This is a genomic window from Bacillus sp. FS02 (genome assembly GCF_024398395.1).
In the GTDB taxonomy this organism is placed as follows: Bacteria; Bacillota; Bacilli; order Bacillales; family Bacillaceae; genus Bacillus; species Bacillus altitudinis.
This window is the reverse complement of record NZ_CP074101.1, coordinates 2,669,754-2,692,225: the sequence shown is the minus strand read 5'-3', so window position 1 is coordinate 2,692,225 and position 22,472 is coordinate 2,669,754. Positions and strand designations below refer to the sequence as shown.

28 protein-coding genes and 1 riboswitch are annotated in these 22,472 nt (G+C 42.0%); of the genes, 7 read left to right on the top strand and 21 right to left on the bottom strand.

Features of this window, described 5'->3' with window-relative positions:
• Nucleotides 1–176: 176 nt before the first annotated feature.
• The 14 genes from KFQ09_RS13620 to KFQ09_RS13555 all read right to left on the bottom strand — a co-directional run bounded on the left by KFQ09_RS13620 (nt 177) and on the right by KFQ09_RS13555 (nt 11,714).
• A complete protein-coding gene (locus tag KFQ09_RS13620; RefSeq protein WP_008356693.1) occupies nt 177–314 on the bottom strand; it encodes a YuzK family famiily protein in 138 nt (45 codons plus the stop codon).
• Between the two features lie 215 nt (nt 315–529).
• The gene (locus KFQ09_RS13615) at nt 530–898 is read right to left on the bottom strand and encodes a carboxymuconolactone decarboxylase family protein (protein ID WP_003212803.1); all 369 of its coding nucleotides are present in this window, start codon (nt 896–898) and stop codon (nt 530–532) included.
• A gap of 104 nt (nt 899–1,002) precedes the next feature.
• Nucleotides 1,003–1,824: a methionine ABC transporter substrate-binding lipoprotein MetQ gene (gene metQ, locus KFQ09_RS13610; protein WP_007500351.1), complete on the bottom strand. Its 822-nt coding sequence runs from the start codon at nt 1,822–1,824 to the stop codon at nt 1,003–1,005.
• A 14-nt stretch (nt 1,825–1,838) separates the two neighbouring features.
• Nucleotides 1,839–2,507 (bottom strand): methionine ABC transporter permease, encoded by a 669-nt coding sequence (locus tag KFQ09_RS13605; protein ID WP_025207943.1) that lies wholly within the window; start codon nt 2,505–2,507, stop codon nt 1,839–1,841.
• Nucleotides 2,500–3,525 carry a methionine ABC transporter ATP-binding protein gene (locus KFQ09_RS13600; RefSeq protein WP_017359288.1) on the bottom strand — a complete coding sequence of 342 codons (1,026 nt, stop codon included), beginning with the start codon at nt 3,523–3,525 and terminating at the stop codon, nt 2,500–2,502. Before KFQ09_RS13600 ends, KFQ09_RS13605 begins: the two co-directional genes overlap by 8 nt.
• 155 nt (nt 3,526–3,680) lie before the next feature.
• Nucleotides 3,681–3,789: riboswitch (SAM riboswitch) on the bottom strand.
• Nucleotides 3,790–3,856: 67 nt separating this feature from the next.
• A complete protein-coding gene (locus tag KFQ09_RS13595; protein WP_255835755.1) occupies nt 3,857–4,234 on the bottom strand; it encodes an SCP2 sterol-binding domain-containing protein in 378 nt (125 codons plus the stop codon).
• 120 nt (nt 4,235–4,354) lie between these two features.
• Nucleotides 4,355–4,657 carry a thioredoxin family protein gene (locus KFQ09_RS13590; protein WP_007500346.1) on the bottom strand — a complete coding sequence of 101 codons (303 nt, stop codon included), beginning with the start codon at nt 4,655–4,657 and terminating at the stop codon, nt 4,355–4,357.
• Nucleotides 4,658–4,668: 11 nt separating this feature from the next.
• Nucleotides 4,669–5,013 carry a toprim domain-containing protein gene (locus KFQ09_RS13585; protein ID WP_008347035.1) on the bottom strand — a complete coding sequence of 115 codons (345 nt, stop codon included), beginning with the start codon at nt 5,011–5,013 and terminating at the stop codon, nt 4,669–4,671.
• 131 nt (nt 5,014–5,144) lie between these two features.
• Entirely contained in the window at nt 5,145–5,381 is a 237-nt protein-coding gene (locus tag KFQ09_RS13580; protein ID WP_008347037.1) for a YusG family protein, read from the bottom strand.
• 44 nt (nt 5,382–5,425) lie between these two features.
• Nucleotides 5,426–5,809: a glycine cleavage system protein GcvH gene (gene gcvH, locus KFQ09_RS13575; RefSeq protein WP_008347039.1), complete on the bottom strand. Its 384-nt coding sequence runs from the start codon at nt 5,807–5,809 to the stop codon at nt 5,426–5,428.
• 66 nt (nt 5,810–5,875) lie between these two features.
• Nucleotides 5,876–6,232, bottom strand: coding sequence for an arsenate reductase family protein (locus tag KFQ09_RS13570; RefSeq protein WP_008356673.1), 357 nt, complete (start codon nt 6,230–6,232; stop codon nt 5,876–5,878).
• A gap of 110 nt (nt 6,233–6,342) precedes the next feature.
• Nucleotides 6,343–8,124, bottom strand: a complete 1,782-nt coding sequence (locus KFQ09_RS13565; RefSeq protein WP_017359285.1) for an acyl-CoA dehydrogenase family protein — start codon at nt 8,122–8,124, stop codon at nt 6,343–6,345.
• Nucleotides 8,125–8,138: 14 nt separating this feature from the next.
• Entirely contained in the window at nt 8,139–9,314 is a 1,176-nt protein-coding gene (locus KFQ09_RS13560) for an acetyl-CoA C-acetyltransferase (protein WP_019743167.1), read from the bottom strand.
• A gap of 12 nt (nt 9,315–9,326) precedes the next feature.
• Nucleotides 9,327–11,714, bottom strand: a complete 2,388-nt coding sequence (locus tag KFQ09_RS13555) for a 3-hydroxyacyl-CoA dehydrogenase/enoyl-CoA hydratase family protein (RefSeq protein ID WP_074041907.1) — start codon at nt 11,712–11,714, stop codon at nt 9,327–9,329.
• Between the two features lie 199 nt (nt 11,715–11,913).
• Between KFQ09_RS13555 and KFQ09_RS13550 the strand changes: the two genes are divergently transcribed.
• Genes KFQ09_RS13550 through KFQ09_RS13540 form a run of 3 tightly spaced genes read left to right on the top strand, consistent with a single transcriptional unit; the run spans nt 11,914 to nt 12,673 of the window.
• The gene (locus KFQ09_RS13550) at nt 11,914–12,051 is read left to right on the top strand and encodes a YuzL family protein (RefSeq protein WP_008347049.1); all 138 of its coding nucleotides are present in this window, start codon (nt 11,914–11,916) and stop codon (nt 12,049–12,051) included.
• 10 nt (nt 12,052–12,061) lie between these two features.
• The gene (locus KFQ09_RS13545; RefSeq protein ID WP_060698253.1) at nt 12,062–12,313 is read left to right on the top strand and encodes a hypothetical protein; all 252 of its coding nucleotides are present in this window, start codon (nt 12,062–12,064) and stop codon (nt 12,311–12,313) included.
• Between the two features lie 12 nt (nt 12,314–12,325).
• Nucleotides 12,326–12,673, top strand: coding sequence for a spore coat protein (locus tag KFQ09_RS13540; protein WP_007500333.1), 348 nt, complete (start codon nt 12,326–12,328; stop codon nt 12,671–12,673).
• Between the two features lie 232 nt (nt 12,674–12,905).
• On the opposite strand, the gene KFQ09_RS13535 is transcribed toward KFQ09_RS13540, so the two are convergent.
• From KFQ09_RS13535 to KFQ09_RS13525, 3 genes are all read right to left on the bottom strand, one after another.
• On the bottom strand, nt 12,906–13,157 hold the full coding sequence (locus tag KFQ09_RS13535) for a YusU family protein (protein ID WP_017359282.1): 252 nt from the start codon (nt 13,155–13,157) through the stop codon (nt 12,906–12,908).
• A 72-nt stretch (nt 13,158–13,229) separates the two neighbouring features.
• Nucleotides 13,230–14,060, bottom strand: coding sequence for an ABC transporter ATP-binding protein (locus KFQ09_RS13530; protein ID WP_008347057.1), 831 nt, complete (start codon nt 14,058–14,060; stop codon nt 13,230–13,232).
• Nucleotides 14,061–14,205: 145 nt separating this feature from the next.
• Nucleotides 14,206–14,652, bottom strand: coding sequence for a YusW family protein (locus tag KFQ09_RS13525; protein ID WP_171465740.1), 447 nt, complete (start codon nt 14,650–14,652; stop codon nt 14,206–14,208).
• A gap of 113 nt (nt 14,653–14,765) precedes the next feature.
• On the opposite strand from KFQ09_RS13525, the gene KFQ09_RS13520 reads away from it, so the two are divergent.
• Nucleotides 14,766–15,608: an oxidoreductase gene (locus KFQ09_RS13520; protein WP_017368022.1), complete on the top strand. Its 843-nt coding sequence runs from the start codon at nt 14,766–14,768 to the stop codon at nt 15,606–15,608.
• Nucleotides 15,609–15,649: 41 nt separating this feature from the next.
• On the opposite strand, the gene KFQ09_RS13515 is transcribed toward KFQ09_RS13520, so the two are convergent.
• On the bottom strand, nt 15,650–17,020 hold the full coding sequence (locus KFQ09_RS13515) for a S1C family serine protease (protein WP_017368023.1): 1,371 nt from the start codon (nt 17,018–17,020) through the stop codon (nt 15,650–15,652).
• 337 nt (nt 17,021–17,357) lie between these two features.
• On the opposite strand from KFQ09_RS13515, the gene KFQ09_RS13510 reads away from it, so the two are divergent.
• Both KFQ09_RS13510 and KFQ09_RS13505 read left to right on the top strand, forming a co-directional pair.
• Nucleotides 17,358–18,032, top strand: a complete 675-nt coding sequence (locus KFQ09_RS13510) for a response regulator transcription factor (protein ID WP_017359278.1) — start codon at nt 17,358–17,360, stop codon at nt 18,030–18,032.
• Nucleotides 18,029–19,360 carry a HAMP domain-containing sensor histidine kinase gene (locus KFQ09_RS13505; RefSeq protein ID WP_008347068.1) on the top strand — a complete coding sequence of 444 codons (1,332 nt, stop codon included), beginning with the start codon at nt 18,029–18,031 and terminating at the stop codon, nt 19,358–19,360. Before KFQ09_RS13510 ends, KFQ09_RS13505 begins: the two co-directional genes overlap by 4 nt.
• A gap of 21 nt (nt 19,361–19,381) precedes the next feature.
• Here KFQ09_RS13505 and spxO read toward each other — a convergent pair whose 3' ends face one another.
• Nucleotides 19,382–19,546 (bottom strand): anti-adapter protein SpxO, encoded by a 165-nt coding sequence (spxO, locus tag KFQ09_RS13500; RefSeq protein ID WP_008347070.1) that lies wholly within the window; start codon nt 19,544–19,546, stop codon nt 19,382–19,384.
• Between the two features lie 192 nt (nt 19,547–19,738).
• On the opposite strand from spxO, the gene KFQ09_RS13495 reads away from it, so the two are divergent.
• A complete protein-coding gene (locus tag KFQ09_RS13495; protein WP_017359276.1) occupies nt 19,739–20,617 on the top strand; it encodes a TetR/AcrR family transcriptional regulator in 879 nt (292 codons plus the stop codon).
• A 113-nt stretch (nt 20,618–20,730) separates the two neighbouring features.
• On the opposite strand, the gene fumC is transcribed toward KFQ09_RS13495, so the two are convergent.
• The gene (gene fumC / locus KFQ09_RS13490; protein WP_008347076.1) at nt 20,731–22,125 is read right to left on the bottom strand and encodes a class II fumarate hydratase; all 1,395 of its coding nucleotides are present in this window, start codon (nt 22,123–22,125) and stop codon (nt 20,731–20,733) included.
• Nucleotides 22,126–22,212: 87 nt separating this feature from the next.
• The gene (locus tag KFQ09_RS13485) at nt 22,213–22,380 is read right to left on the bottom strand and encodes a YvzF family protein (RefSeq protein WP_017359274.1); all 168 of its coding nucleotides are present in this window, start codon (nt 22,378–22,380) and stop codon (nt 22,213–22,215) included.
• Between the last annotated feature and the right edge of the window lie 92 nt (nt 22,381–22,472).

Sequence of the window (22,472 nt, the reverse complement as noted above, 5' to 3'; positions counted from 1 at the left end):
TTTATTCTCATTCTAATTTTATAACAAATTAAAAGTGAATACAACACATTCACGACAAGCGTGAGAGGATGCTCTCAAAATTCTAACAAAAAATACAGGTAGATAAAAGGATTTATGTCGAAAAGACTGTTTTCATAAAGAAAGGACGGGAAACTATTCTCCCCGCCCCTTAGCTATCAATAGCCTCGTATATTCATTTTTGCGAGCTGTCTTTTCTCATCTCGATAGGACTGCTCTCGTTTAAGTTCTACTTTCATTCGTAAGTCATGGTCTCTTTCGTACTCTGCATAACTCATGCCATGAGATTGATGCATGGCCTTTTCCATCTCGGCGGTATAATCCAATCCCAGTGTACTCTGGTCCGAACAAATAATAAACCATTCCCTTCTTTGAGTGTAGCTTCATTGTATCAAAGGCATGCTGCTTCACTCAAAAGGGATATAACACGCTATGCTGGCATATTTTCTCACACAACCGGCTGAGAACGACTCAACTCCTTGATATGGAAAAATACCATCTTATCCTTCCCTTAATGCGTCTGTCCTCCAAATTCGTCAATACATTGCTGAACAACTGTGATGCCTTGACTTAGCGCAGCACCGCCGCCAAACGCTGCCGCCACACTGACGACCTCCAGCAAATTCTCTTCTGTTGCGCCTTGGTCGAGCGCTCCCTTTGTATGATAGATCATGCAATATTCATCCTGTGCATGAATGCTGATGCCGAGGGCAATCATTTGTTTTTCTTTTTGTGTTAAGGAATCGCTCTGAAAGCACTGCTCCGTAAATTCATTGAATTTCTTGCCAAACACCGGCATTTTCTTCTGAAATTCACCCATTGCCGTTTTATAATCCGTCAGTGATTGCTGCATCGATCCGCTCATATGTTGTTCATTCATCTTCATTCCATCCCTTCAGGTCATTTGTTCGTTTTTATTATGAGCGAGATTTGAAAAAATACACAAAAAAACCTCGCTTTCATGAAAGCGAGGTTTACAAGTTGTTATTCAGATACAGGCAATACTGCACCATCATACTTTTTGTCGATGAATTCTTTGATTTTATCAGAGTGAAGAACTTCCATTAATACCTTGATCTTCTCTGATTTTTCGTCACCTTTGCGAACAGCGACGATGTTTGCATATGGGTTGTTTTTCGTTTGCTCAAGTTCAATTGAATCTTTTTTCGGATTCAATTTATTTTGGATCGCATAGTTAACGTTGATAAATACAGCGTCGCCTTCACTGTTTTCATAAGCTTTCGCTGTTAGTTCAGGAGCGATTTTTTTGAATTTTAGGTTCTTCGGGTTTTCTTTGATGTTTTTGACTGTTGCGTTGATTGTATCTACTTTTGGATCAAGCTTGATCACACCAGCATTTTGTAATAGAGCAAGCATACGTCCTTGCTCAGCTACGTTGTTTGTCATGATGATCGTGCCGCCGTTTGGAATATCTTTTACTGATTTGTATTTCTTAGAGTAGATACCGAAAGGCTCAAGGTGAACGGCACCAGCACTTACTAGGTTGTAATCTTTGTTTGATTTATTTTCTTCGTTTAAGTAAGGGATATGTTGGAAAAAGTTCGCATCCACTTCTTTTTCAGCTAATGCTTTGTTGTACATTTTATAATCGCTCAGTACTTTCACTTTTAGATCGTAGCCTTTTTCTTTTAGAAGTGGTTTTGCTTCTTCAAGAATCTCGGCATGTGGTGTTTTTGAAGCGGCAACCGTGATAGTTTTGTTATCGCTTGCGTTATTTGATGAACCGCAAGCAGCTAAAATGCCTGCAAATGCTAGAAATAGTGCACTTAAAATCAATTTCTTCATGAATAATTCCTCCCTTAACGTTTATCAATTTTATTTGTAATCAAATCACCGATTATTTGAATGATAAAGACGATGATCAGAATAAACACAGTGGCTACAAGTGTGACATCTGTATTACCAGATTGGTATCCTTCTACATAAGCAAGGTCACCAAGTCCGCCTGCTCCAATTGCTCCTGCAATCGCAGTAGAGCCAATCAGAGCAATTGCTGTTACAGTAATTCCTGAAATAAGGGCTGGCAGTGATTCTGGAAGCAATACTTTGAAAATAATGGTCGACGTTTTTGCTCCCATAGATCGTGCTGCTTCAATGACTCCTTTGTCTACTTCACGCAGTGCAATTTCAACAAGACGTGCGTAGAAAGGAGCTGAGCCAATGACAAGGGCTGGTAATGCTGCATTTGGACCTAATATCGTGCCCATAATTAGTTTAGTAAATCCTAATAATAGAATGATTAATATGATAAAGGGAATCGATCTGAAAATGTTGACTACTGCGCCGATGACAGCATTAATTGGTTTGTTTTCCCACAAACCGCCTTTACTTGTCAAAAAGAGCAACAGCCCAAGGATGATGCCGATAGCAAAAGCAAACGCTAATGCAATGAGTGTCATATACACCGTTTCACCCGTCGCGTTCCAAATAACCTCTAGATCAACGTTCGGAAACCATTTCTCAAACATGTGTCATCACCTCGATTTCAACCTGTTTGCTTTGGATATAGGCGATGGCTTTTTCAACTTCGTTCTCGTCTCCATTAATATGGATAAAGAGTGTTCCAAACGCGCCTTCCTGCGTTTGAGAAATCTTTCCTTGCAGGATGTTCACATCGACCTTGAAGGATCGAATGATTTCCGTGATCAACGGCTGTTCGGCAGAATCTCCGATAAAGGACAACCGGACGACCTGACCTTCTTTTACTCTCTCTAGGACGTGCTCGATCGTTTCTTTTGCTTCTTCTGGTTCAGCAAGCTGTTTCACGAATCGTTTCGTCATTTCTTCTTTCGGCTGTCTGAAGACACGTAATACTTCGCCTTCTTCGACAATACGGCCATTCTCCATCACCGCCACACGATGACAAATTTTGCGAATGACGTGCATTTCGTGTGTGATCAATACAATGGTGAGTCCTAGTCGTTTATTAATATCCGCTAAAAGCTCCAGGATGGAATCCGTTGTTTGTGGATCAAGCGCAGAAGTGGCTTCGTCACATAGCAGAACTTTTGGGTCATTCGCTAATGCTCTCGCAATCCCTACACGCTGCTTTTGCCCGCCGCTGAGCTGAGAAGGATATGCATTTTCTTTTCCTTCTAAACCGACCAATTTAATCAGTTCGTTTGCACGAGCTCTCCGTTTTGACGTTGGTACACCTGCGATCTCGAGCGGGAACATAATATTTTGTCTCACTGTTCTTGACCAGAGCAAGTTAAAGTGTTGGAAAATCATGCTGATTTCTTGTCTTGCTTTCCGAAGTTTCGCATTCGATACTTCATTGATCCGGTTGCCTGCCACTTCAACGATTCCTTCTGTTGGCAACTCCAGACCGTTTAATAGGCGAATCAAGGAGCTTTTCCCAGCGCCGCTATACCCGATAATTCCGAATATTTCACCTTTATCGATATCCAAGTTGACGTCTTTCACGGCATCAACATTTCCGCTTTTTGAAAGATACGTTTTTGATACATTCTGTAAATGGATCACAGTCTGTTCACCTGCTTTCTTGCTGAATCTATAGGTTGCCATCACATACGTTCAATTATTCTTCCGACTGTTATGACTCTAGCCTGACGCAAGGTCAGTAAAAAAGACCTAACTGCAACGCAAGCAGAAAGGCCTTTTATATCAAATACGCCTTTCTCTCATCTTTCAAAGCGTTGCGGCTTTGAGTGAATTGGCACCAATTTCAGCTATGCTGACGGTTGCCGGGTTTCATAGGGCACGTCCCTCCACCTCTCTTAATAAGAGAAAATATGTTGTTTTATGTGATGTTCATGTTTTTACTAACGTAGAATATCATGCTATCTGAGATATGTCAACGCTGTAAATCGCTAATTTCCAAGTAAACGACTACGTTATCATTTTTCGAAAAAAAACCGTTCGTCAGCCAAAGTACCGCTTCTAGTCTTAGAAGAGCTCGAAATGAGCCTTTCACTTTCACTTGTCCTCTGCTGATCAGCTGCTGTAAGGACATGTCTCCATCTAATAATTGCAAAATCTCTTTTCGCTCACCATAAAAGATGAGATCCGATAACTCAATTGCAGGTAGTTTCTTCACTTCACCACGTTCATCCACAATCAATGTACAAGAGTCCGTTTCCGCCTCAAATGTAATCTTCAAGGATGATGATGAGAGCAACGGCTTTAACAATAATCGCTGCCCTGCACTTCCATGGGCTTTCACATTTTCCACATGTATAACCTCCCTGTCATTTGGTTATACATAACATTTCTCTACAAACATCGGCTTGTCCTTTATAAATAGCTCGACAAATTTTCAAATGAATTGCTTGAAATATGACAAAAAACCGCTTTATTTAGCGGTTTCAATCATTTCGTGAAGATATGGAACGGAGTGAAAGGCATAGCCTTTTTGCACGATTTCACCCTTTTTAAACAGGAGAAAGCAAGGGACACTTTCGATCTCAAATGCTTTTGCAAAACTTGGCGAGTAATTTAAGTTATTTTCATAAAAAGGAACTTCCGGCTGCATGGCATCAACCACTGCCAGCATCTTCTTTGCCAGCTGGCATGTTCCGCAAAATGGTGTATATAAGTACAAAAGAAATAAATCGTCCTCTATCTCCTTGAATTCATGCTCTTCAATCTCTTTCATATACGTCACCCTTATAAATATTTCGAATGAACATCAATGTTTGCAGCTAATAGAATAGATGCAATGTGGGCTGACGGTGAAGCGGCCACTTCGCGGTACGTTCTGTCGACAAAAAGATGCAGTGCTTCAGGGAATTCTTTTCGGAATTGCTTCCGCAGTTTGTCGCCAGCATCGTCACTGTCTGCTAATATGTAAACGTCTTTCCCGAATAAATCGTCCACAAGCTGATCCAGCTTCGATGTACTGATCGTGCCATTGGTGCAAATGATGGTAACAGGTTCACTTATGACTTCTTTTAGCTTCTGTTTATCTGATTTACCTTCTACAATGATGACCTTTTCTATCTCGACATTCATCACGATCACCTGGCCCTTTTGACGTTGATTCACTTCTTCCTTAGATTACAATCTTTCATTCGGGTTGTAAAGATTGGGCACTTGATCAACAAAAAGGCTGTAGCATTCACTCACTACAGCCTTATCTGTGATTAGCACCAGCCATTTTCATCGTCACAGTCTACATATTTTTCAGTCCCATGGGTCAACGTATCTGACAGACGATAAAAACGGTTTTGATCATAGGAATAACCTGATTTTAATTCATATTGATTTTCACTAATCATCGTGCCAATCTCTTCGTTTTGATGGTAAAGCACCATGCCGCTCTCTTTGAATCGTCCAGTGACATGCTCTGTTATATCCACCTGTTCTTTTTGAAAAGACAAATTGGACACCCCCCATAAAGGTAGAGTGTCCAATTTCACATGAATTAGTCTTCTTTTGTCATTTCTTCATATTGCTCAGCTGTCATTAAGTTCTCGATTTCAGACGCATCCGCTGGCTCTACTACGATCATCCAAGCTTTTTCGTATGGAGAGTCGTTGACGAACTCTGGACTGTCATCAAGCTCATCGTTCACTTCAACGATTGTGCCGTTAATCGGTGCGTATAGTTCAGAAACTGTTTTGACTGATTCTACACTTCCGAAAGGCTCGTCCGCTGTGATTTTGTCTCCTACTTCAGGAAGCTCAACGAACACGATATCCCCTAGCTCAGATTGAGCAAAATGCGTAATACCGATACGCACCTTATCTCCTTCTACTTTGACCCATTCATGTTCTTCTGAATAACGTAAATCTTTTGGTGTGCTCATTTCATACCCCTCCAGTCTTTTCTTACAATCTATATTGAAGATACCACAATCTGAATGAAAGTTACATCATTTCCAGACGCTTTTAAATGTATCTTCATTAAATCCAACTGTCACTCGTTTGCCGTCTGTTGTAATTGGACGCTTGATTAGCATTCCGTTAGACGCAAGTAATTCAAGCTGCTCGTCCTCTGACATTGCAGGAAGTTTATCTTTCAGCTGCAGCTCTCTGTATTTCTGACCGCTCGTATTAAAGAATTTCTTCAGCTCTAAACCGCTTTTTTCGTAAAGGGCTTTTAATGTTTCTTTATCAGGCGTCTCTTCGACGATATGTATGCTGTTGATGTCTTTATTGTGTTCTTCCAGCCATTTCTTTGCTTTTCGGCATGTACCGCAAGATGGGTATTCGTAAAAATCTAAAGCCACCATTTTCACCTCCTGCAAATAGTGACAACATTTTATCACAAAACATATGAAAAACCTAAATGTATGCTTACAAAAAGGTGCGGCATGATATCCGCACCTTTTCAGCCGTCTTATACGATATATTTCTCTGCTTCAAAGATTCGTTTCGCCACCTCACGCTTTTTCGCAATGACATTCATTGGCGTGAATCTTGTCAGCTTGCGAAGGGCTGACAGACTCATACGGAGTGAATCTCCTTCTTCCATGGCAATCAATGATTCTTTCGCATGAGCTTCAATTTTTAAAAAGGCTTCCTGCGTGAAAATTTGTGTATACGCAAGCTTTTGTGCATTTTTTTCTGTGCCTGATGCTGCGATTGCTTTTTCCGTACGCAAGACCGCCGACTCAGCAGCAAAGAGTTCATTGACGATATCTGCTATATTCACAAGGATTTCTTGCTCTTTGTCTAATGCTTTCCCATATTTCATGGCGGCCATACCTGCCACCATCAAGGCGATCTTTTTCGCATGGGCAAGTAAGTATTTCTCTTGATCAAGCGGCTGATCACCCGGCTCTTCCGGCATCATCATCATTAGCTCTTCCTGTAGGGTTTGCGCTTTTTGAAGAAGCGGAAGCTCTCCTTTCATCGCTTTCTTCAAGAAGGTGCCTGGCACAAGCAATCGGTTAATTTCGTTCGTTCCTTCAAAAATACGGTTAATTCGTGAGTCGCGATAGGCTCTTTCGACTTCGTATTCTTGCATGAAACCATATCCGCCGTGAATCTGCACACCTTCATCCACAATATAATCGAGCGTTTCAGAGCCAAGCACTTTACAAAGAGAGCATTCAATCGCATATTCTGCAATGGATTGCGCAATTTGTTTCCCATCCTTTTGCTCCTCGTCACTTAACAGACCCATTCTTTGTTCAAATAACCCGACTGTGCGGTATACAGCACTTTCCATGGCATAAAGCTTTGCCGACATGTTGGCTGCTTTTTCGCCAATTAAGCTAAATTGAGAAATTGGTGTTTTAAACTGCTTGCGCTGATTGGCATACTCTGCCGATAATTGAATGACTCGTTTTGATGCTCCGATTGTCCCTACAGCCAGCTTATAGCGTCCAATGTTCAAAATGTTAAAGGCAATGACATGACCTCTGCCTGCTTCACCAAGCAAATTCTCCTTTGGCACTTCGGCATCTTCAAGGATTAACGTTCTCGTCGATGACCCTTTAATGCCCATCTTTTTCTCTTCAGGTCCTGTTTTGACTCCAGGAAAATCCTTTTCTACGATGAAAGCAGAGAAGTGTTCACCATCAATCTTCGCATACACGACAAACACATCGGCAAATGCGGAGTTTGTGATCCATTGTTTTTCCCCATTGAGGACATAATGTGTTCCAGCTTCATTCAGGACTGCCGTTGTTTTCGCACCTAGCGCATCAGAACCTGACCCTGGCTCTGTTAGGGCATAGGCCGCAATTGTTTCTCCAGAGGCGAGTCCTGGCAGGTACTTTTCCTTTTGCGCTTGATTGCCGAACAGCACGATCGGCAAAGAACCGATCCCAACATGGGCGCCGTAAGAAAGAGAGAAGCTGCCTGCTCTTGCAAATTTTTCAGTAATGATGGCTGAGCTGATTTTATCTAGCCCAAGCCCGCCAAATTCCTCAGGAACATCAGCACCAAGCAGGCCAAGCTCTCCAGCCTTTTTCAAGAGACGAACAGAATGCTCGAATTCATGATTTTCAATTTGATCGATGTGCGGAACGACATCTTGTAAAATGTAATCTTCTGTTGTTTTCCCGATCATTTGATGTTCATCAGAGAAATCCTCTGGTGTAAAGATATGCTCATAATTCGTCTCATCAATTAAGAAACTGCCACCCTTTTTTACTTCTTCCATTGCTTTCATCCTGTTTTCCCCCTTTAGATCAATTCAAAAATGCCTGCTGCTCCCATGCCCCCGCCGATACACATCGTCACAATACCAAATTGTTCATTTCGCCGTTTCATTTCATGAATGAGGGACAGCGTGAGTTTCGTTCCTGTACAGCCTAGCGGATGTCCTAATGCAATGGCGCCGCCGTTGACATTTACCTTCTCTTCATCGATCCCTAAATGACGAATGACTTGAATCGCCTGAGAAGCAAATGCTTCATTTAATTCAAACAGCCCGATGTCCTTCAGCTCTAGACCAGCGATTTTCAGCGCACGCGGAATGGCTTCAACCGGCCCAATTCCCATGACTTCAGGTGGTACACCACCAACAGCAAACGCTCTGAACTTGGCGAGCGGCTGAAGAGAAAGAGAAGATGCTTTTTCGCGATCCATCATCATGACACATGCCGCTCCATCACTCGTCTGCGAAGAGTTTCCTGCAGTCACTGTGCCTTTTGTTGAGAAGGCAGGTCGTAACGTTGAGAGAACCTCCTCTGTTGTGCCCGCTCTGACACCTTCATCTTGTGAGAACGTAAATTGGCGTTCTTCTAGTTGATTCTGCTCTCCTACCCGTCTTTCTGTCACATCAACGGGAACAATTTCATCTGAAAATTTCCCTTCTTGAAGTGCCTTTGCTGCCTTTTGATGGCTCCTCACCGCAAAAGCATCTTGATCTTGCCTTGTGACCTGATACTTTTGCGCCACTTGCTCCGCTGTGTGGCCCATGCTCATATAGTATTCAGGCGCTTGCTCTGTCAAAAGAGCGTTTGGACGAATGGAGTGACCCATCATTGGGACTTGCGACATCGATTCGACGCCTCCGGCCAAAATGGTTTCTGCCTGCCCAAGCATAATTCGTTCACCCGCATAAGCAATTGACTGCAGACCAGAAGAGCAATAGCGGTTAATGGTAATAGCAGGTACTGTATATGGCAAACCTGCTAATGCCCCAATATTCCGGGCCACATTCAGCCCTTGCTCTGCTTCTGGTGTCGCACATCCGATGATTAAATCATCGATTGTTCCATCATAATCACCGGCACGCTTTAGCGTTTCTTTTACACACAATGCGCCCATATCATCAGGTCTGACATGTTTTAATGATCCCTTTTTGGCTTTCCCTACTGGTGTTCTTGCGCCAGCTACAATCACTGCTTCTCTCATTTTGACTCCCCCCTAGTTACGTAAAGGTTTTCCTTTAACGAGCATGTGCTGCATGCGTGCCTGAGATTTGACTTCCCCTACAAGACTTAAAAAGGCTTCTCTTTCAAGCTCTAATAAGTATTGTTCATCCACCTCTGTACCAAATGGCAATTTGCCGCCAGAAATGACATGCGCTAGTTTTTTCGCAATGGTCATGTCATGGTCTGAAATGTATCCAGACAACCTCATATTTTCAGCAGCCAGCACCATTGCTGCGTAGCCTGTTTCCCCCATCACAGGCACCTTTTGCATCAGTGGTGCACGATAACCCGCTTCATCAAGAGAAAGAACGAGTTGTTTCGCATCATGGATTAAATGATCACCATTCATGCTGATCCGGTCATTCACTCGGAGCATCTTCATATCACGCGCTTCCTCTGCTGATGTAGATACCTTTGCCATCGCAATGGCTTCAAAGGTTTGTAGCGCAGCATCTTGGATCGCAGTTGCTGATGGCTTTTCCGCTCCTTGCAGATGGCGAATATAGAGTTCTTTGTTTCCGCCTCCGCCCGGAATGAGTCCGACCCCCGCTTCGACAAGCCCCATATACGTTTCACTGGACGCTTGGATAGCGGCTGCTGGTAGACAAAGCTCCGTCCCTCCGCCAAGTGTCATACCAAATGGTGCAGCCACAACTGGACGGTCACTATACTTCACCTTCATCATCGCCTGCTGGAACCTACGAATGACAAAATCAATTTCAAAGAAGTTGTCGTCCTGTGCTTCCATTAAAATTAAGGCGAGATTCGCACCAACACAGAAGTTCTTTCCTTGGTTACCGATGACCAGCCCTTTATAATTCTTTTCCGTTTCATCTACAGCACGGTTGATCATATCAATGACATCAAGCCCAATGGCATTACTTTTCGAATGAAATTCAAGCAAGGCCACATCATCCCCGATATCGATCAAGCTTGCACCCGTATTTTTAAAAATGACATCGTGTTTCTTTTTCAATCTAGCTAACGAAATATTTTTGTCGTTGCCCTTTTCCTGTTCATAAGCACCATTCTGATAAAATGCACGATCTCCTTCGGCATTTTCTTGATAGAACGTGTCATGTCCTTCTGAAAGCATATCTTGCACCCACGACGGGATGCTGTGCCCTTCCGCTTCCATTCGACTGACGGCTTTTTTCACGCCAATCGCATCCCACAGCTCGAACGGGCCATGCTGCCAGCCAAATCCCCATTTCATGGCGTTATCGATGGACTGAATATCATCCGCAATGTCGCCTTTTAGTTGAGCTGAATAAAGAAGAACAGGTGCGGTCATATTCCAAAGCAATTGCCCAGCACGGCCGTCTTGATAAATAAGCGCTTTCAATTTCGCTTTTGTCCCCTTTTGCTGCTTGGCAATGTCAATGCCCGGATCCTTCAGCTTTGTCCGTTCTCCGTATGTGAGTGTGACAGGATCAAGCTCTAAAATGGTCTTCCCATTTTTTTGATAAAATCCTTGCCCTGCTTTGCTGCCGATCCACCCTTTTTCGAGCATTCTTTCCATAAACTCAGGCAGCTGAAAAATATCTTTTTCCTTTCCTTCTACCTGTTCATACACATTGCGGGCTACATGAGAAAATGTGTCGAGTCCCACCACATCAAGTGTGCGGAAGGTCGCACTTTTCGGTCTGCCAATGAGTGGACCTGTAACAGAATCGACCTCTCCGATCGTGTATTTGTTCTCAAGCATTTCACGCACTGTGACAAGAAGCCCATAAGTGCCAATTCGGTTGGCAATAAAGTTCGGTGTATCTTTTGCTTCGACCACACCCTTGCCAAGTACATCTTCACCAAATGTTTTCATATATGAGAGTACTTCTGGATCTGTTTCTTGAATAGGAATTACTTCTAACAGCTTTAAATAACGAGCTGGGTTAAAAAAGTGAGTGCCTAAAAAGTGGCGTTTAAAATCAGCTGATCGGCCTTCTGCCATTTTTTCAACAGAAATACCGGATGTATTGCTGGATACGATGCTGCCTTCTTTGCGGTGTTCGTCGATGAGAGAGAATACGTGTTGTTTAATGCTGAGCTTTTCAGTCACGACTTCAATGATCCAGTCAGCATCGTGTACTAAGGAAAGGTGATCTGTGAGATTTCCGGGTGTGATGTATGATAGGTTTTTGGCTGAAGTAAGAGGTGCTGGCTTTTGCTTTAACAATTTTTTCATTGCGTCTTGGCTTAATCTATTCCGAACACTAGGGTGATCAAGCGTTAGCTTTTTTGCCGTTTCTTCCTTTGTCAGTTCATGTGGCACAATATCTAGCAATGTTACTGGTATCCCGATATTGGCTAGATGTGCAGCAATGCCTGAGCCCATGACACCTGAACCAATGACAGCCGCCTTGCGAATATGTTTGCCCATAAATATCCCCCTAAACATTTTGAATGAACAGTCATTCATTTTTTGTCCAAAAAAAAGCAATGCCTCTTTCTTTATCTTAAAAGATTTTCCGAAACAGTTCAATAGCAGATTTCAAAAATTTACACATTCTCATGCGTCTTTCTTTACAGCGTATGAATTAAAGACGAGGGGGAATTGTAAGAATGGAGGTGATGTCCACATGTCTCGTTTGCAAAAGAACCCATCAAAAGCAGGCGTAAGTGCTGCAAGTGTGAAAGGAAACGCAGGTCCATCACAAGAAGCAGACCTAGGTGGTAAAAAGACCAGTCAAAATCAGCAATATAAAAAGAAATCGTAAGGAGGAACACATCTTGAACAACCAGCAAATGAATATGCCCCCACAGGTGATTTCAGTAAAAGATTCCTTGTACCTAGAGGATATGCTGAACTGGAATTTGATCGCCATGAAAAAGGCTCATTTTATGGCCGAGCATTGTCAGGATCAAACATTGAAACAAGAACTCAATCAAGTTGGCCAAATGCATCATCAGCATTACACACAAATTCTTCAGCATTTAGGCAGCTCAGGGCAAGGCCAGTCTTCTGGCTTTATGCAATAGGAGGTAACAGACATGGAACAGCAAAACCAACAAAAAATCGGGAATCCACAAACGCCGGTTCCAACAACGACAAACATGAACGATCGCGACTTTGTCACAGACCTTTTGTCGACTGAAAAATATATGACAAGCGGATATAACACAGCGCTCAATGAATTCAGCCATGAATCTCTTTACCAAGATATTCAGCGAATTGCGCTAGAAACACAAAAAACGCAAAGACATTTATATGATGTCATGTTCAAATATGGCTGGTACTCTGTCGAAGCCGCTGACCAGCAGAAGCTCCAGCAGGCACATCAGAAGTTCCAGCAAACACTGACAGATCAATCACCGTACGGATCATCACCCATGTCATAAAGAAAAACTGCCAGCTCGTACTGGCAGTTTCAGCGTGTAGACAAACCCTCGCATTCGGTGTCAGTCCTGCGCTTCGGTGCTCACGAATGTCGAATTCGCTCCGCTCCGGTGCTCGTCCTTCCTAGACTGCAAAGGTTTTCTATCACGCTGAAAAGAAGACAAAGGGCTAAAATAAAGTTCATTTTAGCCCTTTGTCAACAATCTCAAACTGCCAGCTCGTACTGGCAGTTTTTTAACGGTCTTTATTGGCACGATGAGCTTCATTTAATTGCTTGATCCGCTGAATCGTTTCTTTGATGTCTTCTTTTGCCTCTGGATACGTGTCATTAAAATGCTTGGCTAAAGGCGGCATGCTTTTGGCAATATGAGAATAGATGATCCACTGCGAGACATCTCTTTTCAGTTCCTCATTCGTTTCACCAAGCAGCAGCTCTGTATATTTATCAAGCAGGCCTTCGAGCTTTTCATCTAATTCATTTCCCATTTGTATTCCGCTCCTTTTTTCAGAAAAAAGCCTGACTCTGCGTGTAACAGATGTCAGGCTTTTCACATACGATTATCTTGCAGCAAGAAATGTCTCAGCTTGTGCCTGTTGGACAATACAGCGTCCTCTGCCGTGCGGAATACATAACGGTGTTCCGAATAAAGGATCTGTTGTGACTTGGCAGTTCATATCAAAGACATTTTTCACAAGATCACAGTTAATGACAGTTTCCGGTCTTCCTTCTGCATAAATTGACTTGTCTTTAATGGCCACAAGGTGATGCGCATATCTGCAAGCGAGATTGAGGTCATGCAGAACCATGACAATCGTGCGCTGCTCTTTTTCATTTAGATCAAAAAGAAGATCCAGGATTTCAATTTGGTGCGTCATGTCTAAATACGTTGTTGGCTCATCTAATAGAATAATATCCGTCTCCTGAGCCAGTGTCATCGCAATCCATGCACGCTGCCTTTGTCCACCTGATAATGAATCAACCGTTCGATCAGCAAGGTCTTCCATCTTCGTTGACTTTAGTGCGCGATTAACCGCTTCTTCATCTTGCTTTGACCATTGCTTCAGCCAATTTTGATAAGGATATCGCCCTTGCTTGACGAGCTGATGCACCGTTAATCCTTCTGGCGCTTCTGGTCCTTGCGGAAGAATGGCGAGCTGTTTCGCCACTTCCTTTGTTGGTAATTTTGCAATGGAATGACCTTCAAGAAGGACAGAACCACCCATTGGCTTCATGAGACGGGCCAAAGAGCGAAGTAGCGTGGATTTACCGCATCCATTGCTGCCAATAAATACTGTGATTTCACCCTTAGGGATTGACACATTTAGTTCGTCTATGATCATTGTTTCTCCGTAACCTAAGCTTAAACCTTCAGTAGAAATGGCACTCATTCCGCTCAAACGCTCCTTTTCTCATCCAAATTTTTTATATTGAATATCGTCTATGTAGACGTCAAAGATCACTTATCTCAATTTAGTGTATCAGATTTAAGTGATCTTGAAAATCATTTTCAATTAAAAAATGAGAAAGTCTCGTTTACTTTTTCTTTTCGAATGCACGTTTTGTCCCATCTTCGAGCTTGATATCGACTCGTATCCGCTGATAATCATCATCTAAATTAAAAGCAGATAATAACTCATTGACATATGTTTCATTCAGCTTTGCACTAGGAATCGACATATCATTGAGCTTCATTTTCATTTCACGTAAAGCTTCTTCCCCTTCATAGCGGACACCATTCATATGATCTCGAATCAGTGCTTCTTCTCTTCCACCAGCTTGACGATAGGTAGCTTCATATAATTCGCTTTTTTGTCCATATTGTACGTGCAATTGCAAATGCTGAAATGGCAATTCCTTCATTTGAACAGCTGACAGACTTTCAGCTTCTGCTTCATGTGGATGTTGTATTGGTTCGATTGAACGACAGCCAGACAGCATAAAGAACAGCACTCCTAGCAGTCCCGCCTTCTTCCAGCACATCATGTGTTTCCTCCTATTTCATAGCATCGTTTTTTATTCTTCTCCAAGCCCCTTTTGGTTATTCAATAAAACAGCAGACTATGGTAGATTAAAACAAAAAGGAGAACCGGAAGATGAATAAAACAGCCATTGTGACTGGTGCCAACAGCGGTTTCGGAAAGCTCATCACACTGCGTCTCGCTCAGCAAGGGTACACTGTGATTGCTGGCGTAAGACAGGAAACCAATGCGAAAAAGCTTGCCGAAGAAGTAAAGAACGCCGCTTTATCCGAATCAATACATATTGAAGCATTAGATGTGACAGATACACAGTCCATTCAAGCATTTCAGAAAAGGCTTAATGCCTATGCTCCGATTCACCTGCTTGTGAACAATGCGGGAACGGCCTATGCTGGTTTTGCTGAAGAGGTGCCTGTTGATCAGTACCGAGAGCAATTCGAAGTGAATGTCTTTGGTGTGATGGAAATGACACAAGCAGTCCTTCCGTTGATGACGAGCGGTGCAAAAATATTGAATATGAGCAGTATCAGCGGACTCATGGGAATGCCCGCACTCTCTCCATATGTATCGTCAAAGTTTGCGCTAGAGGGCTATACAGAGAGTTTGCGAATTGAGCTGGCTGCGTTTGGCATTCAGGCCGCTTTGATTGAGCCGGGTTCTTTCCAAACGAACATTTGGAACACCTCCATGAATGAGCAAATGACGCCGCCTGCAGAAGGTTCTAAATACACAGCTATTTATCAAAAGATGATGTCCTATATAGAGGCGCAAAAAAACAACTATGGAGATCCCGGCGAAGTTGCAGAGCTTGTGGTTTCGCTTGCAGAGAAGAAGCGGCTAAAAAAGCTAAGGTATCTTGTCGGGAAAGGTGTTCGGCTTTCATTCATAGCAAAGCAGCTCTTGCCTTGGAATGTATGGGAAAACATTATTTTACGGACACTATCCTCAAAAAAATAGGCACAAAAAAACAGGTGGATAAACGATCCACCTGTTTTCTTTTATTCGTTATCAGACTGCCCAAGGGTAATATCAAGATTTTTGTTCTTTCCATCACGGATGACAGTCATTGTCGTTTTATCGCCAATTTTTGTTTCTTTATAAAGGATTTCTTTCAGTTGTGAGCTGTTTGCTACATCTTTTCCTTTGAACTTGATGATGACATCTCCAGACTTCAAGCCTGCTTTTTGTGCAGGAGATCCTTTTGAAACATCTTTTACATAGATGCCTTTACCGATTTGTTTATCAAATAGGCCAAGTGTATTTTCCTGATACGTTTCAGGTACTTGCTCAAGGTCAATCATTTGTACGCCAAGGTAAGGACGTTCGACTTTTCCATTTTTTAATAGCTGATCTACGATCGGTTTTACATCGTTACTTGGGATCGCAAATCCGAGTGATTCTACTCCGCTTTCGCTAATTTTCAAGCTGTTGATGCCGATGACTTGACCGTCTGTATTGATCAGCGGACCGCCACTGTTTCCAGGGTTAATGGCTGCATCTGTTTGAAGCACATTCATCTCAACAGTTCCAGATGATGTATTGGCTTCAACGGTACGATCGAGACCACTAATAATCCCTTCTGTTACTGTACCAGAGAACTGCGCACCGAGCGGGTTCCCGATTGCGATGACTTTGTCTCCAGCCCGAAGCTTAGAAGAATCTCCAAAGCTTGCAACTTTATCAATGCCGTCAGCATTTATTTCCACGACAGCTAAATCTGTCATTACGTCACTACCGACAAGCTTCGCATCTTTTGTTTTTCCATCGTATAGTGTGACCTTTAATTTATTGGCACCCTCGACTACATGGTTATTTGTGATAATGTATGCTTTTTTGCCATCTTTTTTGAAGATGACACCAGAACCCGTTCCAGCTTCTGCTTCAGTTGAATCACCGCTAAGACCGAACGAGTTTTGTGTAGATTGATAGTTTGAAACCCCTACAATCGTCGGCTCTAAATCTTCTACCATATCAGCAACATTCGTCGCATTGGTGATTTGTTTTGTTGAGAAATTTTCAGATGAAGCCGGTTCGCTTGATGCTGTTTGGGTTTGAGTGTTTGCCGCTGTATCTTGTGACTGCGGTAAAAGCGGTGTAATGCCAAGCACAAGACCGCCACCAATAATCCCTCCAAGAATCGGACTCAGCCATGCAGCCTTCCGTTTTTTCTCCTTTTTAGACGAACGGTCATCAATCACTTGAGGAGACCCGTTTGACACCCTCTCCTGAGAGGCAGATGCTTCGTTTTCATGATGGTGAAAAACGAGTTCTTTCTCTTTTTCTGGTTCTTCTATTTGTTTCTCATTCTCTTGATGTGTGTGTTCTTGATCATTCATCTTTTTCTCTTCATCTTCTCTTCGGAAATCCATCGCTTGCACTCCTTTGCATCATTTTCATGAAATGCTTCATTCATATGTCTAGACAGGACTCATGTCCTCTTAATGGCAATATCATTGAAAAATTCTTTATGACAATATGTCAAATTATATAATACTTATTCATAGAAAAAAAGCAAGGTGTGCACATTGGTGAAAAGCACCTATTCATTAGCCTTTTGTCTATGCCCTTTTTTCCCTTGAGCTTATCATAAACAAACATTATGGGATAATGATGAGAAGAATATGTGAAATTGTGAAAAAAGCGTGTGATTGTTGACATGCCGCCTTTGTATCCCGTTATAATGACGTTGAGAGGATGTGGAAGACTTTGTCGTACACCATTTATTTAGTTGAAGATGAGCAGAATTTAAATGAACTGTTAACCAAATATTTAGAGAGTGAAAATTGGAATGTGTCCTCTTTTTTAACCGGAGAAGCGGCACGCGAAGCAATGAACAAGCCCCCGCATCTATGGATTTTAGATATTATGCTGCCTGATACGGACGGCTACACACTCATTAAAGAAATCAAAGCAGCCTCGCCTGACGTACCGGTCATTTTTATTTCGGCACGTGATGCCGATATTGATCGTGTGCTTGGCTTAGAACTCGGGAGCAGTGATTATATTGCGAAACCCTTTCTTCCGCGTGAGCTGATCATCCGCGTGCAAAAGCTGCTGGAGCTTGTATATAAAAATAGTGACACACCGCAGCAAAGCGTCACACCCGTTTCTTCCTATATCATTCATGAGGACGTAAGAGAGGTGTATGAAGGAGATCAGCTGATTAACTTAACGTCTAAGGAATTTGATTTGCTGCTCTTATTTACCCATCATCAAGGACATGCCTTTTCCCGGGAAGATATCCTCGTCAAGATCTGGGGGCACGATTACTTCGGGACAGATCGTGTGGTCGATGATCTTGTCAGACGGCTGCGCAAAAAAATGCCTGACTTAAAAGTCGAGACCATTTATGGATTTGGCTATAGGATGCTAAAAGGATGAAGAACAAACCACTCGCTTTTCAAATTTGGGTTGTCATCTCTGGCATTTTACTCACCATCTCGATTGTCCTGATCATTTTATTTTCAAATACATTACGCAGCTTCTTTACGAATGAAATTTATAAAAACATTGAAAACGAGCAGCAAGTGTTAACAGAATACCCTCTGAATCGAGACGGCTCACCAAAGTCGACACCAGAAAACCGCTCGGTTCAGCACATTCTGATTCCGTCAGATGAATTAAATCAAATGGCTCAGTTTTTCCCGCATGCCTTTATTGAAAAAGTGCAGTCCTTTGTTAAAAAACAAAAAAGCGCAACAAAACGCTATTCTGAAGAAGTGAATGGTCAGCATATCTTTTTTGTGATCAAAAAAGTCTCAACAGGCAATACACAATATATTCTCTTGTCATATGCACCCGATTCTTATCGAGATGACTTGTCCTTTACACTGTTTAAACAGCTGATTTTCATCTTAGGAACGGTTATTTTACTAAGCTGGATTCCATCGATTTGGCTTGCCCGCTACTTATCACGTCCAATCGTCGCGTTTGAAAAGCACGTCAAGCGCATTGCACAAGAAGACTGGGACGATCCTGTCATTGTTGACCGGCAAGATGAAATTGGCAAACTGGGGCATACGATTGAAGAAATGAGACAAAAGCTCATTCAAAAAGATGAAACAGAACGAACGCTTTTGCAAAATATATCACACGACTTAAAAACACCTGTGATGGTCATCCGCGGTTATACGCAGTCTATTAAAGATGGAATTTTCCCTAAAGGAGATCTTGAACAAACGGTGGAAGTGATTGAAGGCGAAGCGGAAAAGCTTGAGAAGAAAATCAAAGATTTGCTGTATTTAACAAAGCTTGATTATTTATCAAAACAACATCCGGCGCATTCTCCCTTCCTTGTGAGTAATACAATGCTGGAAGTGGTTGACCGTTTACGCTGGTCGAAAAATGAATTGCAGTGGAACGTGGACTTAGATGATGAGGCTACACTTGAAGGCGATCCAGAACAATGGAGCAAATTATTTGAAAATGTATTAGAAAATCAACTTCGCTACGCAAAAAATAAAATTGATATTCATATGAAGCAGGAAGAGGATCAAATTCGCATCGTCATTCGTAATGATGGCCCTCCAATTGAAGAACACATGCTATCCAGCCTATACGAACCTTTTAGTAAGGGAAAAAAGGGCGAATTCGGCATTGGATTAAGCATTGTCAAACGAATTCTTTCAATGCATCAAGCGTCCATATCAATTGAAAATGATGAACTAGGTGTACGCTATACGATCACTGTTCCAAAGAAGAGGCTGTAGGTTTTACACCGCAGTCTTTTTTTAGATGAATGAATACCCATTGAAATCACGGTATGTGGCTTTGATCTTCTTGCCAGCTTGATACATCCATTTCTTTTCAATGGTTGTCTCTTTCGGCATTTTGACTTTTTCTACTTGAATTCCTTTTGCTTTCAAGCGTCTAATCATATCATCAATTTCTCTCATGGAACATCATCCTTTCACATTTTTTGACCGGTTGGTCACCTTACTTTATAATATAAAGAATTACACTGTAAAAAACAAGTTACAATCTGATTAATTTTTGAAAAGTTTTGTCGTTTATGACCGATAAGTCACATCTCTTTGCGCACGTTTCCTAGGACATTTGTCTCTCGGTAAGAAAGGATGACATTCATATTGAAAAAGAAAGAAAAAATGATTATTGAGGCTGGTATGAAGTTATTTGCTAGCAAAGGCTATAATACAACGTCTGTTCAGGAAATTGCAGATGAATGCCACATGTCAAAGGGTGCGTTTTACCTTTATTTCAAATCGAAAGAAGCACTGCTTATTTCGATCTTGCATTACTATTACGATAAGGTATTTACCCGGATTCACGAGGTTCAAACAGAGGGCGGCACACCAAAAGAGGCCTACCGGAAACAGCTCACTGTCTATTACGATAATATTTTACAGCAAAAAGATTTTATTAAAATGCAGCTAAGCGACAGGGCGCTCCCATTGAACGAAGAAACGCAGCAGCTCGCAAAGCAAATTCGACTTGCGACGATTCAGTTGCACATTGATAACATTAAGCAAGTGTATGGAGATGCAGCCATTCCTTATATGGCTGATCTATGTTTAACGATTGAGGGCATGAGTCACGTTTACTTTGAGCTTGCCATTTTATATGATTTTCAGCTCGAAGCAGAGGAGCTTGCCGCAACAATGATTCACCGTATCGATGATCTAATGGGCGGTATGATGAAGCGAAATGACCATCCGCTCATTTCTGTGGACCAAGCAAGCGACTGGTTCGGCCCGATTTATGAACGATCATTTGACCCGCTCACAGAATCTCTATTAAAAGAATTAAGAGAGCTGGCAGAAGCACATTATGAAGTGAAAGACGAGCCAGATTTATTTGAAGCGCTTGGCATTTTAGAAAACGAGTTAAACAAACAAAAACCAAGACAAGTCATTGTCAAAGGCATGCTTTACCAATTGAAATTATACACACCACTTCAGCCGGTCTCAGGCTCCTTATTACGCATTCTAAAAGAAGATCATTTATAAAACCCAGGGCTTGGTTGCCCTGGGTTTATGATTGTGACAAACAATCAAACTTCTTTTCTGTGATTTCAGGGAGTTTCCATTAAAAAACCAGAGGCACAGAGGCCTCTGGTGTCTTATTTTGCTTTCGGTGTCACCATTTCTTCTGGTTTCACAAACTCTTCAAACTGCTCTTCTGTTAATAGTTCTAATTGAAGGGCAGCTTCTTTTAGTGTTAATCCTTCTTTGTGCGCAAGCTTCGCAATTTTCGCTGCATTTTCATATCCAATGTGCGGGTTGAGTGCCGTTACAAGCATCAATGAATTGTTTAGGTTTTTCTCGATTGTTTCTAGGTTTGGTTCAATTCCAATAGCACACTTGTCATGGAATGAGTTCATACCGTCAGCAAGCAATTCAACTGACTGCAGGAAGTTATAGATGATGACCGGCTTAAATACGTTCAGCTCGAAGTTTCCTTGGCTTGCGGCAAAACCGATCGTTGCATCATTCCCCATGATTTGTGCGGCAATCATTGTTAAAGCTTCACTTTGAGTTGGGTTGACCTTTCCTGGCATAATGGAGCTGCCTGGCTCATTTTCAGGAATGATCAATTCACCAATTCCGCAGCGAGGACCACTTGCAAGCCATCTCACATCATTGGCAATTTTCATTAAGTCAGCTGCAAGTGCTTTAAGCGCACCGTGTGCATATGTGATTTCATCATGACTTGTCAGCGCATGGAATTTGTTTGGTGAAGAATTGAACGTTTGACCTGTTAACTGGCTGATTTCTTCTGCCACGTATTTACCAAACTCAGGATGTGCGTTAATTCCCGTACCAACAGCTGTTCCGCCAATGGCAAGTTCTCTCATTTTTTCAGTAGATTCTAAAATCATTTCTTTTGAACGATCAAGCATGTACACCCAGCCGCTAATCTCTTGGCCCACTGTAAGAGGTGTTGCATCTTGCAAATGCGTACGGCCAATTTTCACGATCTCTTGGTATGCTTTTGCTTTCTCATCAAGCGTCGCTCTTAACTGGTCAATCGCAGGCAATAGCTTTTTGTACACAGCTAAAACAGCTGCCACGTGCATAGCCGTTGGGAATGTATCATTTGAGCTTTGGCTGCGGTTGACATCGTCATTCGGGTGAATGCTGAATTCACTATTTTTATCTTTCAAGTAAGCAGTTGCTCTATTTGCAACGACTTCGTTCATGTTCATGTTACTTTGTGTTCCACTTCCTGTTTGCCATACAACAAGCGGGAAATGCTCGTCATATTTTCCACTGATGATGTCATCACATACAGCAGCAATCGCTTCTGCTTTTTCACTTTCTAAGTTGCCTAGACGTTCGTTCGCAATCGCTGTGCTACGTTTCAAAATTGCAAACGCATTCACAACTTCCTTTGGCATTTTCTCAGAACCGATTTTGAAATTTTCTTTGCTTCGTTGTGTTTGTGCACCCCAGAACTTGTCCTGTGGCACCTTGATTTCGCCCATTGTATCTTTTTCGATTCTAAATTCTGTCATTATGTATCCCTCCATAGCTTCATCACTCAACTCTATTCTATACAAAAAACGAAAATCCTTTAAGCGTTTTCAATTAAAATTTTATCTTTATTTTAATTTTAGTTCAATATAAACACGAACATCTTTGGAATATTTGTATTTTGGATTTGTTTTTCCGTAATCTTTTGACGTATAAGTCACCTCATAATGCTTGTCAAACGACTGTAGAATAAGGTCGATCTCCTCTTTTGTTCCTGCTAAACGAATTTGCGCCATCTTCTTTCCTCCAACACCGTGATTCTTTCATATACCACAAAATAATGTAACACAGAATATTGTTTTTTCAAGCAGGTAATGCTAAGAAAAAG